At 39.1% G+C, this 12,137-nt stretch carries 15 protein-coding genes; 14 read left to right on the top strand and 1 reads right to left on the bottom strand.

Going from position 1 to position 12,137, the window contains the following annotated elements; all coding sequences use genetic code 11:
* Positions 1–316: 316 nt before the first annotated feature.
* From MUO15_RS03955 to MUO15_RS03890, 14 genes are all read left to right on the top strand, one after another.
* Complete coding sequence (locus MUO15_RS03955) at positions 317–724, top strand: hypothetical protein (RefSeq protein WP_245033631.1); 408 nt, start codon at positions 317–319, stop codon at positions 722–724.
* Positions 721–1,233: a polysaccharide deacetylase family protein gene (locus tag MUO15_RS03950; protein ID WP_245033629.1), complete on the top strand. Its 513-nt coding sequence runs from the start codon at positions 721–723 to the stop codon at positions 1,231–1,233. The genes MUO15_RS03955 and MUO15_RS03950 overlap by 4 nt, the downstream gene beginning before the upstream one ends.
* Before the next feature lie 6 nt (positions 1,234–1,239).
* Positions 1,240–1,464, top strand: coding sequence for a YlmC/YmxH family sporulation protein (locus MUO15_RS03945; protein ID WP_245033627.1), 225 nt, complete (start codon positions 1,240–1,242; stop codon positions 1,462–1,464).
* Between the two features lie 115 nt (positions 1,465–1,579).
* A complete protein-coding gene (gene dpaA, locus MUO15_RS03940; RefSeq protein ID WP_245033625.1) occupies positions 1,580–2,473 on the top strand; it encodes a dipicolinic acid synthetase subunit A in 894 nt (297 codons plus the stop codon).
* A complete protein-coding gene (locus tag MUO15_RS03935; protein ID WP_245033623.1) occupies positions 2,473–3,069 on the top strand; it encodes a dipicolinate synthase subunit B in 597 nt (198 codons plus the stop codon). Before dpaA ends, MUO15_RS03935 begins: the two co-directional genes overlap by 1 nt.
* A 108-nt stretch (positions 3,070–3,177) precedes the next feature.
* Positions 3,178–4,224 (top strand): aspartate-semialdehyde dehydrogenase, encoded by a 1,047-nt coding sequence (asd, locus tag MUO15_RS03930; protein ID WP_245033621.1) that lies wholly within the window; start codon positions 3,178–3,180, stop codon positions 4,222–4,224.
* A gap of 24 nt (positions 4,225–4,248) precedes the next feature.
* Complete coding sequence (gene dapG, locus MUO15_RS03925) at positions 4,249–5,469, top strand: aspartate kinase (protein WP_245033619.1); 1,221 nt, start codon at positions 4,249–4,251, stop codon at positions 5,467–5,469.
* A gap of 15 nt (positions 5,470–5,484) precedes the next feature.
* The gene (gene dapA, locus MUO15_RS03920; protein ID WP_256464164.1) at positions 5,485–6,354 is read left to right on the top strand and encodes a 4-hydroxy-tetrahydrodipicolinate synthase; all 870 of its coding nucleotides are present in this window, start codon (positions 5,485–5,487) and stop codon (positions 6,352–6,354) included.
* A 212-nt stretch (positions 6,355–6,566) separates the two neighbouring features.
* Positions 6,567–7,148 carry a DUF4256 domain-containing protein gene (locus MUO15_RS03915; protein WP_245033617.1) on the top strand — a complete coding sequence of 194 codons (582 nt, stop codon included), beginning with the start codon at positions 6,567–6,569 and terminating at the stop codon, positions 7,146–7,148.
* A gap of 636 nt (positions 7,149–7,784) precedes the next feature.
* Entirely contained in the window at positions 7,785–8,597 is an 813-nt protein-coding gene (locus MUO15_RS03910) for an aminoglycoside adenylyltransferase domain-containing protein (RefSeq protein ID WP_245033615.1), read from the top strand.
* A 99-nt stretch (positions 8,598–8,696) separates the two neighbouring features.
* Complete coding sequence (locus MUO15_RS03905) at positions 8,697–9,239, top strand: GNAT family N-acetyltransferase (RefSeq protein WP_245033612.1); 543 nt, start codon at positions 8,697–8,699, stop codon at positions 9,237–9,239.
* Between the two features lie 306 nt (positions 9,240–9,545).
* A complete protein-coding gene (locus tag MUO15_RS03900; RefSeq protein ID WP_245033609.1) occupies positions 9,546–9,896 on the top strand; it encodes a VOC family protein in 351 nt (116 codons plus the stop codon).
* A gap of 195 nt (positions 9,897–10,091) precedes the next feature.
* A complete protein-coding gene (locus MUO15_RS03895) occupies positions 10,092–10,334 on the top strand; it encodes a DUF6429 family protein (protein ID WP_245033607.1) in 243 nt (80 codons plus the stop codon).
* Positions 10,335–10,394: 60 nt separating this feature from the next.
* Positions 10,395–10,934: a GNAT family N-acetyltransferase gene (locus MUO15_RS03890; protein ID WP_245033605.1), complete on the top strand. Its 540-nt coding sequence runs from the start codon at positions 10,395–10,397 to the stop codon at positions 10,932–10,934.
* A 133-nt stretch (positions 10,935–11,067) separates the two neighbouring features.
* Here the strand turns inward: MUO15_RS03890 and MUO15_RS03885 are convergent, their stop codons facing one another.
* Positions 11,068–11,979 carry a DMT family transporter gene (locus tag MUO15_RS03885; RefSeq protein ID WP_245033603.1) on the bottom strand — a complete coding sequence of 304 codons (912 nt, stop codon included), beginning with the start codon at positions 11,977–11,979 and terminating at the stop codon, positions 11,068–11,070.
* Between the last annotated feature and the right edge of the window lie 158 nt (positions 11,980–12,137).

Genomic DNA, 12,137 nt, shown 5'->3' with positions numbered 1-12,137 from the left:
AGAAAGAGGGTCGAGGCAGCGTAGCTTTAAGCATCAAGGAAATTTTCCCCGAATTGGCATCGCACGAAGGAAAGAAAAGTTTCCTTCTTTTCCCAGGAACGGACTTGCACTGGACGTGCTGACTTCTACTAAAACCGTGCACAGGACTGTGCACGGTTTTAGTAGAAGTTCCGCTGCTGCTTATTGATACGTGAATGGTGGAAAAGCAAGCCAACGAAGAGATTCGCCTCTAATCATTTGGTGACTTTTTGAACAACCTCTAAAAGTCTAAATGGCCTTTATTAAGCATATCATTCTTAATAGGGGTGAATTACTTATGAATGGATACATAAAAATCTTAGCTGCCGTACTACTCTTCTGTACATGCTATGTCACATTTCAAACTTTAGATCGAAGCGACCCCGTCTCTTCATCAAATGACTTATACAAACTTATTAAAAGTAAGCAGGAGGACTACTATGTAAAACCTGAGAATGCACAAATTGATCCGGTATGGAAGAAAACACCTGGGATGAATGGCAGGAAAGTAAATGTAGATGAATCTTATAAAAAAATGAAAAAAGACGGCAAGTTTGATGAAGATAAGCTCGTTTTCGATCAGATACCACCAAAAGTTTCTTTAGATGATTTGGAAGCATCTCCGATTTACCGCGGCCACCCTGATAAAGAGATGGTCTCCTTGCTGATTAATGTTTCCTGGGGGCTGAATATATCCCTGATATGATTGAAACGTTATCGAATCACCATGTTAAGGCCAACTTTTTTATCGATGGTGCCTTTGCTGCTAAGCATAAGGACCTTATTCAAATGATTGAAGAGGAAGGGCATCTGATTGGTAGTCATGGTTATAACCATAAAGACTTTGCCCAGATGTCAAAAGCTGAAGCCTCAGCAAATCTAGAAAAAGCGAACAGTATTTTGTCAAGTTTAATTGATCAGGATATTGAATGGTTTGCTCCGCCTTCAGGAAGTTTTACGATGGCTGCCGTTGAAGCAGCACGTGAGCAGAATATGCACACAATCCTCTGGACAGTCGACTCCATCGATTGGAAAAATCCAACGGAAGAGGTGTTTCTCCATCGTGTCACCAGCAAGCTGCATAATGGCGCCACCATTTTACTGCATCCTACAGCAGTTACTGCGGCGGGTCTTGGGGAATTGGTTACAGCTATTCAAAAAAACTATAAAATTGGTACGTTGAACGAGTTGATGAGTGAAAAAAGAGGAGGATGATAAACGTTGCGACTAAGAGAACTTTCCCAGAAAGAAGTGATTGATGTTGAGGAAGGAAAGAAACTTGGAATCCTCGGTAAGGCGGATTTAATTGTTGACCCAGACGGTTTGATACAGTCGCTAATTATTTTGAATGAGGGGTTATTCAAGAGTCGCGATAGCATCGAGATTGAGTGGAAGCAAATATCGATTATAGGTGAAGACACAATTTTATTAAAGAAACATCGCTAAAAGCCTGCAACTCAATGTTGCGGCTATTTTTTTGAGCAAAATTTGCAAATCACTAAGAATGGTTTTCTGCATACGATAAAAGGAGAGTACACCACTTATAAAGGAGACATCCGGCATGCTTACAGGATATCATGTAGCGGTCATAGGGGGCGATGCCCGGCAAATTGAGATCATACGAAGATTAAATGAGTGGGGTGTGCAAGTCTATTTAGCCGGATTTGACCAATTAAACGGGAGTTTTACAGAAGCGACCGAACTTGAATTTGACAGTGATCAGGTAGAAAGGCTTGATGCTGTCATTCTTCCTGTTTCGGGAACGGATGAAAACGGCTGTGTAGATGGCGTCTTTACGAATCGCTCCATCCCATTAAAGGAAGAATGGTTAAGTCGTACCCCTGAAAATTGTATGGTATTTACTGGTATTACAAACGAGGCACTTACTCAAATTGTTCACAAGTCAAAAAGGTCGCTCATCCCGCTAATGAATCGTGATGATGTGGCGATATATAATTCGATACCGACAGTAGAAGGCACGATTATGATGGCAATCCAGCATACAGATTTCACCATTCATGGATCACACGTACTTCTATTAGGTTTAGGAAGAGTTGGAATGAGTTTAGCACGTTCTTTTGACCAATTAGGAGCAGAGGTTACGGTAGCCGTTCATTCGTCAAAAGATGCTGCCAGGGCTTATGAGATGGGGATGACCCCACTTGATATAGAGACGCTGCCATTACACGACCTCACGTTTGATCTGGTACTCAATACAGTTCCTGCTTCTGTGGTGGATGCTTCAATTATCAAGAAGCTGCCGACCCATGCGTTAATCCTCGATATTGCTTCAAAACCAGGCGGAACAGATTTTCGCTATGCAGAAAAAAGAGGGATTAAATCGATATTAGTTCCTGGGTTGCCGGGGATTGTTGCACCAAAAACAGCAGGAAGAATTATTGCAAATGTGATTTCACAGCAATTGTTAAGAAGTAATCGAAAGGTGGATGACTAATGGTTAATTTGAAAGGTAAAAAAATAGGATTTGGCTTAACAGGTTCCCATTGCACCTATCATGAAGTGTTCCCTGTGCTGCAGGAGCTTATGGACCTTGGAGCAGATGTGATTCCAATTTTATCCCATACCGTTCAAAAAACGGATACAAGATTCGGGGAAGCGGCAGAGCATTTGAAAACAATTGAGAAGATTACAGGAAAAGAAGCGATTATGACCATCCCTGATGCCGAACCTCTTGGTCCAAAGAATCCGCTTGATTGTATGGTGATTGCACCGATGACAGGGAACTCAACAAGTAAATTTGCCAACGCCCTGACGGATTCCCCTGTGTTAATGGCAGCAAAAGCAACATTAAGGAATGAAAGCCCAGTCGTGCTTGCCATTTCTACAAATGATGCTTTAGGGATGAATGGGGTAAACATTATGAAGTTAATGGCTGCGAAAAATATTTATTTCGTTCCCTTAGGGCAAGATCACCCATATAAAAAGCCGAATTCACTAGTGGCCGATATGACATTCATTCCAAAAACAATCGAAGCGGCGATTTCTGGAAAGCAGCTTCAGCCTTTACTGATTGAAAGATACTCGGAGTAATTCACTTTTTGATAACAGATGTGACAGGAAATGTGATAAAATAACACAATAGTGACTCGATAAACGAGGCAAATACACAAAGTTTAATTAGAGAAAGGGGATATGATCATGAGTCATGCAACGACATACAATATTGCAGTAGTAGGTGCAACAGGTGCTGTAGGACAAAAAATGTTAGAAACCCTGGAAGATAGAAATTTTCCAATAAATGAATTGAAACTATTATCTTCAAGTCGTTCCGCTGGAAAAAAGTTGATGTTTAAAGGAACGGAATATACAGTGGAAGAAGCAACGCCTGAGAGCTTTGAAAAGATCGATATTGCCTTATTTTCTGCTGGGGGGTCTGTATCAAAAAAATTGGCTCCTGAAGCTGTAAAACGAGGCGCCCTTGTAATCGATAACACGAGTGCTTACCGAATGGATGAGAATGTACCTCTAGTCGTACCGGAAGTCAATGAAAACGACATTAAGAACCACAAAGGTATTATTGCTAATCCAAACTGTTCAACGATTCAAATGGTTGCTGCCCTAGAGCCAGTTAAACAGCATCTTGGTATGCGTCGTGTCATTGTTTCAACGTACCAAGCGGTTTCCGGTGCCGGCAATGAAGCAGCGGAAGAGCTTCGTGAGCAATCACAGTCGTTTTTAAATGGGGAAGACTTGGAAGCTAGCATTCTACCGGTTAAAGGTGATGAGAAACACTATCCGATCGCGTTTAATGCACTGCCGCAAATTGATAAATTTCAGGAGAATGGCTACACGTTTGAAGAAATGAAAATGATTAATGAAACGAAAAAAATCATGCACACGCCTGCTCTTCATATTTCAGCTACGTGTGTTCGCCTGCCGTTATTTACTTCCCATGCCGAAAGTGTGTATGTGGAGGTAGAGGAGAAGGCCGTTACTGTACAACAACTGAAAGATCTCATTGGCAAGGCTCCAGGTGTAGTACTTGAAGACGATCCGGCAACTCAAGTCTATCCTACACCATTAAGCTCGGCTGGAAAGCGAGATGTATTTGTAGGCCGTATTCGTAAAGATCTCGACCAAGAGAATGGATTTCATCTTTGGGTAGTTTCTGATAATCTATTAAAAGGAGCTGCCTGGAATTCAGTTCAGATCGCTGAACGAGTCGTTGCCAATCAATGGCTGTAAATCTAATAGGTTGAGGTGTCTACATTGAAATTACTCGTACAAAAATTTGGAGGAACATCGGTCCGTGATAAAGAAGGCAGATCACGGGCCATTTCCCATATTAAAAAGGCACGGGAAGAAGGATACAAGGTTGTCGTTGCGGTCTCGGCGATGGGACGTAAAGGTGATCCTTATGCAACAGATACATTACTTGATTTGATTCAATTCCCTCATACAAGTGTATCTGAACGAGAGCAGGATATGCTATTGTCATGCGGTGAAACAATATCATCTGTAGTCTTTTCAAATGAACTTGCTTCAGAAGGGATCACGTCCGCCGCCTTAACAGGTGCCCAAGCCGGTTTTTTAACGACGGATGATTTTACACGAGCGAAGATTTTACGCATGGATCCTACAAGGATTTTAGCGGAGCTTGAAAAGAGCGATGTCGTGGTTGTCGCTGGCTTCCAGGGAAAAACAGAGGTAGGGGATACGACGACAATTGGCCGTGGGGGCAGTGATACGAGTGCGGCTGCGCTCGGTGCCGCGCTCAATGCGGATTACATTGATATTTTTACGGATGTCGAAGGAATTATGACGGCAGACCCAAGGTTGGTAGAATCGGCACGTGCTCTTCACGTGGTAACATATAATGAAATTTGTAATCTAGCCTATCAAGGTGCAAAGGTTATTCACCCGCGTGCGGTTGAAATTGCGATGCACGCAAAAGTACCGATTCGTGTACGATCCACCTATTCAGATTTACCTGGAACACTTGTGGCGGCATCGAAAGAAGGAGAGGCAGGTAACGACCTTCCCGATCGCCTCGTGACAGGAATTGCCCACATGTCCGGGATCACTCAAATTAAGGTTCAATCAAAAGAAGATCCATCAAGGCTGCAATCGGAAGTATTTAAATCGATGGCTGAGGCAAACATTTCGGTAGATTTTATTAATATTTCGCCGAGTGGAGTGATTTATACGATTGATGGAATGTTTACCGAAAGAGCAGTCGACATTCTAAACAATCTTGGCTATAAACCAGAAGTGAAAGAAGGTTGTGCGAAAGTATCGACCGTCGGAGCTGGTATCACAGGGGTTCCTGGGGTTACAGCTGAAATCGTTCAGACGTTAATTGAACGTGGTGTGCAAATTCTGCAATCCGCGGATTCACATACGACGATTTGGGTACTGATAAAAGAAGAAGATTTAATTGAAGCTGTCAATGCCCTGCATGATATCTTTCAATTGAATATGGAACAATGAAAGGGGATTTAGGACGTGGATTTTGGTAAAGTACTAACAGCTATGGTGACACCCTTTGACACCCACGGAAACATTGATCTAAATAAAACATCGACTTTGGTGGATTATTTAATCGATCATGGTACAGAAGGGTTAGTTGTGGCTGGAACAACAGGAGAATCACCAACACTTACTTCAGAAGAAAAAGTGGCTCTTTGGGAACATGTGGTCAAAGTTGTCAACGGCAGAATTCCAGTCATTGCAGGCAGCGGCAGTAATAATACGCAAGCTTCCATCGAGCTCTCAAAGAAGGCGGAGAAAGCTGGAGTAAATGCCATTATGCTCGTTGCCCCATATTACAATAAGCCGAGTCAACGCGGACTCTATGAACATTTTAGGACGATAGCCGAATCCGTCAATAAACCTGTCATGCTATATAATGTCCCCGGGCGTACAGCTGTTCGGATGGACGCGGAAACCATTGTTAAACTCTCTGAAGTAGACAATATCGTTTCCGTGAAAGAAGCAACAGGAGACTTGGATGCAGCTGCTCAGATCATTGAAAGTACAGATGACTCGTTTTCACTCTATAGTGGAGATGACAATATGACATTACCGATTTATGCAATTGGCGGGAATGGCATTGTCTCAGTTTCAGCACATGTCGTCGGGCGTGAAATGGGTGACATGCTTAAGTTATTTGATGAAGGAAAAACGAAGGAAGCTGCAGCGCTTCACCGAAAACTGCTTCCGGTTTTAAAAGGGATGTTCAGCGCTCCTTCTCCAACACCAATCAAAACGGCTTTGCAAATGAAAGGGCTAGATACAGGTGGAGTCAGGCTTCCTTTGGTTCCGCTTACTCCAGATGAGCGAAAAGTGATTCAACAATTGGTGGACTCGATTTAATAAGGAGTCAGCAGCTTGTGATATTGGCTGCTGGCTTTTGTATTTAAATCTTTATTCCGCTTTTCTTATGTTCATGAGGAATTGATTTACTTAATCACATAATTTATTTTAAACTGAATTCACACTATTGTGTAAACGCTTTATTACAAAACAAGTATTTATATATACTTAAACCATTATGAGTAAAAACAATAAGGGGGAAACTAACTAACATGACAGAGAAAAGTAAAATCAGCAATAAAAAGGAGTTGTCACTAGAACAACGTGAAGAATTACTCAAAGTATTGAAAGCCCGTTTTGAGAAAAACATGAACCGCCATAAAGGCCTTGAATGGGCTAAAGTCCAAGCAAAGCTGGATGATAATATTGAAAAGCTGTGGTCGCTTAATGAAATGGAGAGAACTGGCGGTGAACCAGATGTTGTTGATTATGATAAAAACAAGGGCGAATACATTTTTTATGATTGTTCAGCGGAAAGTCCTAAAGGTCGCAGAAGTGTTTGTTACGACCGTGAAGCGCTGGAGTCAAGGAAAAAGCATAAACCGGATAATAACGCTATTGATATGGCAACTGCCATGGGTGTTGAACTTTTAACGGAAGAACAATATCGCGCGTTGCAGAAACATGAAAACCTCGATAAGAAAACGTCAAGTTGGGTGCAAACCCCCTCTGATATTAGAGAACTCGGCGGTGCCCTTTTTTGCGATTATCGCTTCGGGCACGTCTTCGTGTATCACAACGGTGCGTCCTCTTACTATGGTGCCAGAGGGTTCCGTGGCTCGCTGAGGGTCTGAGAACGGATCACTTAGGGAAAAGGCTTTAATTTCCTTCAGACGCAGTAAAGTCTTATTGGAATTATGGATCTGGATTCGAAATAACAGGCTTGGGTGAAAAGTATCCAGGGGTGGAACGGTTTTTATAAATATAAAATCCAACGAGCTTTCTAAATAATGGGATCATTTTTAATTAAAAGAAGGGATTTTTAGGATGAAAACAGAAGTGAATAATGTATTAAACGGGAGGAGGTGTTGATCAAATATGAGGTTATATTCGTACTTTGTATTGGTTTTTATCGTATTATTTTGTAGTTCATCTGGATTTGTTGATCCGCGAAGCTGGTGGAGTCTTTATGATGTTGACATAATCAGCAGCACGCTTATCTCATCGAGTGTATCCACCGTATCAATAGTTATTTATGTGCTTGTTTCTTGCATACTGTCGTATATCCTTACTAGACCTTTTATAGAAAGCAGAGTCAAAAGAGGAATCAGTATTTGCACTACAACTATTGAGTGGTCATTAAATAAAATGAAGTCCTTGATGAACTAATCGAAATCCTTAGTTGTTCATCTTAGCAATCGGGGTGCTTTCATGTAACAAAGAGGATGTGGCTAAATAATAACAAGCTAATCAATAGAGGAGTTTAGTTAATGAGTGATCATTTGGACACATGCCAACCGGCTACATATGAATTTGTCCATTCTTTGATGGATGAAATAAAATATATCTTAGTTGATAACTTAATTGGGTTATATCTGCATGGCTCGTTGGCTATGGGAGGATTTAACCCTGCAAACAGTGATATCGACCTTTTAGGAGTAACAAAAGTTCCATTGGCAAATGAGGACGCCTTGAAGTTGAAAAAGTTACTTTTGAAGTGCTCGAATCAACCTTTTCCGATTGAAATAAGTTTTTTGAATAAGAAGCAACTGAGAGAGTGGCAGCATCCTAGCCATTTTGACTTTCACTTTAGTGAATTTTGGAGAAGTTACTTTGAGAATCAATCACAAACTGGAGCAGAAGTTTATTTATATGATGGTGATAGGAAGGATAAGGATTTAGCCGCTCATATTACCATCACAAATTACAGAGGAATTTGTTTATTAGGAAATCCGATTATCGACGTATTTCCCCGAATCCCTCGTGAACACTATATATCTTCTATACTGGGTGATTTCCAAAGCTGTTTACAAAACATTGAACAGGATCCTGTTTACTGTACGTTAAATTTACTTAGAGTTTATCGTTATTTTAAAGAACATGAGATCTCTTCCAAACTAGAAGGTGGTGAATGGGGGCTTTCCCATTTACCAAATGAATACAAGATCATTATTCGAAAAGTCATAAGTCATTATCAAAACCACAAATATAACGAGCCTTTTGAGGCGCATGAATTATTATCAATAAAGGATTACGTAAAAGAGAAAGTAGAAGAGATAGTGGGCTATGATTTTCAAGAGTAGAGTCGCGATTGCTTTGTAAGATCGTAGCTTTTTGCTGTCTGAATAGAGGCATATTTTGCTAGATACCTATTCTTTTTTGAAATTTAAACATAGGGGGTTATGAGCATTAAAGGAGAAAGTATTTATGTAAGAAAACTTATTCCAGAAGATGCTGAGGTGTTGCTTAAATTACAAAAAGATAACCGAGATTTTTTCGAAAAGTTTTCTATGGCGCGTGATGACGACTTCTATACATTTGAATCTCAGAAAGAAAGAATCCAAGTGTTTGAAAACAATAGGAGTGAAGATAAAGATTATAACTTTGGGATATTTAAAAATGATAATGATTGTCTAGTGGGGACGATAGCCCTATTTCAAGTAGTTCGTGGGTCGCTACAAAGTGCCTTTATTGGATATTTTTTAGATAGATTACATAATGGTAAAGGTTACACTACAGAAGCTGTCCAATTGATTGTAAGATATGGTTTCGTTAATCTTAAGTTGCATAGAATTGAAGCAGGAGTGATGCCTCACAATATTGGATCAATTCGAGTGTTAGAGAAATCAGGTTTTCATAAAGAAGGAATAGCTAAAAAAAATGTTAAGATAAATGGAAAATGGGAAGATCATCAGGTGTTAGCTATTATAAACCCCTTGGATTAACTGTTTAATTTCATTCACCAATTTGAGAAGGTGGGGAAAACAATATGTTATTTCAAAAGGTTAAGGGAACAGTTCGTCTATTACATGTAAGTGATAAATACTTGTTGGCAAAATGACTCTCTGATCCCAAAATTTTTATGTTTAATGAGGGAAGAAACAGACCTTTGATTTAAACAAAATCTGGGCAAGTGTTGTATTCCATTAAAAAATTGGTGGGTTACTCGAATAAATAAAAAGGTGTTCGACTTAGTATAGAGAAGTATATAAAATGGATAATCTTAGATTTTATTAGAGGTGAAATGAAAAATGGGGAAGGTTGTTGGATTTGAACTAAATAGCCAAGAGCCGGATAAAGCAGCAAAATTTTATTCCGAAGTTTTTGGGTGGGGAATTTCTGACCCTCAATGGGATTATAGAACTGTTTTTCCAAACCAAGATACTACAACTTCTTTAAACGGTGGAATAAGTAAAGGTCCTGCTGATTATCCTCACGGTACACGCATTCAATTAGAGGTAGTTTCCTTAGATGATGCCATGCTTAAAGCAGAAGACAATGGAGCAGTAGTGGTTAGAGATAAGATGGAGTTTGATGAATTTTTCCTTGCTTACTTAGTTGATCCTACGGGTATTGGCTTTGGCCTTATCCAAAAAAGGTGAAAATAAAAAATTAATTAAACAGAGGGAACTTTGATTGAAGTTCCTTTTTTGAACTTTAAGTGATACTAATAACGCTCATAACTAGTCGGGTGCCGACAATCTAATTTTTTCAGATAGCACTGAACAATTAGACTTTTGTATAATGGCACTATATAACATTGAGGATGAGTGGTAAAAAATAAGGGAGCTATTAATATGAAAGATCAAATTGATGAACTTACATTGCTGCTATTGTATTTAACCTCATTTACAGATGATTATGGTTTAGGAGAAGGTCAAAGGAGTTGGAAAGGTTATCCTTTTGAATCATTGAACGAATTGAACGAGAATAAATATATTGTTGGAAGCAAACGTTCTAAATCTGTTCATTTAACTGAGGATGGTATTAAACAAGCTCAAGAGCTAATGAAGAAATATAATATTGAAAATGAAAAGTGAAAAACCAGACTTAGTTCCGTTGAAGTGGCATTCGAAAAAGTTTTGGGGAGGACAAAGTAATTGAAGTTTCCTGAATTAGAAACAGAACGACTAAAATTGGTTCAAGTAAGTAAGGAACACATAAAGAGTTTTTATGAAATAATGGCACGAGATGAAGTTGCAAGATATTATGGGATGGAGAGTCTGAAAAGTATTGAGGATGCTTCACAAATCGTAGAGTCTTTCCAGAATACTTTTGAGAACAGACGTGGCATCAGATGGGGGATAGTAATAAAGGAGACAGAAGATTTTATTGGTACACTAGGTCTTAATAACCTTAGTACATGGAGTAAAAAGGCTGAGATTGGCTTTGAGTTGCATCCTTCCCATTGGAAAAAAGGTTTTACATCTGAAGCAATAAAAGCAGTGTTAAAATATTCTTTTGATGAATTAGAATTGTATAGGATGGGAGCTATTACTTATCCTCAGAACGAACCGTCTATTTTGTTACTGAGGAAACTGGGATTTACAGAAGAAGGTCTGCTAAGGGGTTATCTATACCAGAATAATCAATCTCACGACGCTTTGATATTTTCACTCCTTCAAACAGAATGGAAATAAGGAGCCTTCTTAAATAAAGAAGGCTCCTTATTTTTGCTTCTTGCTGGGCATTATATATTATTGTAATTGCATTAGATTAACAGTAAGGGATTGTATAAACGGAGGCGGTTGAATCAGATATATTGTATCTAGACTAAGATGCATTGGATATCAATGATTTCCTGTTAGAGCTCCTTTTTGATTCTTGAACAATAATAACGGCAGCAATCACCATAACTATACCAAGATACTGCCACAAATCTAATTTTTCTTTGAAGATTAAAAAACCTACTAGAGAGGCAACCACTGGTTCGATTGTTGCAATTATAGATGCTTGACTTGATTCTACCGTGTTTAATCCTTTTGTGTAAAAGATGAATGGTAGCATCGTTGAGAGAAAGCCGAGACCTATTATATAAATCCATACTGTATTATCTGAAAATAAAGGTATGACAGACCACAACCCACTGAAAGGTGTAATTGCAATAGTTGCGAACAAAAAGGTATAGACAATAACGGTCAAAGAGTTATACTTTCTGAGTGCGAACTTTCCAAATATACTATAAAGCGCGTAGAAGAATCCTGAACCAAGACCAAGGATTAACCCATATAAAGATATCGATCCATTTGTTTTTGGTAATATACCAATAACAAAAGAGCAACCAACAAACGTTATAACTAAAGCTGTAATTTTTCGTGTTGTTAGTGATTCTTTAAATATGAGTCTTGAAAAAAGAGTAACAAAGGCAGGTGCCGTATAAAGAAGAATGGATGCAATGGAAATTGATGTTTCTTCAATTGCACTGAACAAACACCAATTAAAAAGGACAATACTAAAGATTCCGGTTCCTACAAAGTATTTACTATCTGATATTTTAATCTTCAGAAGCTGACGGTTCTTAAAAAAGACGTAAATGATTAGAAATAAAGTTGCGGATAGAACACGCATTGTAACAACTTGTGTTGGGGTAAAGCCCATTTTGTAAAGATACGTTACAAATACACTGATTAAACCCCATAACGATGCCCCGACACCAATAAATAGTAATGCGGATTTGTTTTCCATCGGGCTATTCCTCCAATGATTTTGACTATATATTAACAGGAATTTCGAATGTTGACTATAATCTTTCTGAAGGTTAGCTAATAACTTTTTTCGTTGTGCTTTAGCATTCTTGAGAACCGAAGCTTTCCCTGAGATTCCACTAAATTTATTCCCCACAG

It is taken from the genome of Halobacillus amylolyticus, from assembly GCF_022921115.1.
In the GTDB taxonomy this organism is placed as follows: domain Bacteria; phylum Bacillota; class Bacilli; order Bacillales; family Halobacillaceae; genus Halobacillus_A; species Halobacillus_A amylolyticus.
This window is presented reverse-complemented; position numbering and strand designations above follow the sequence as displayed.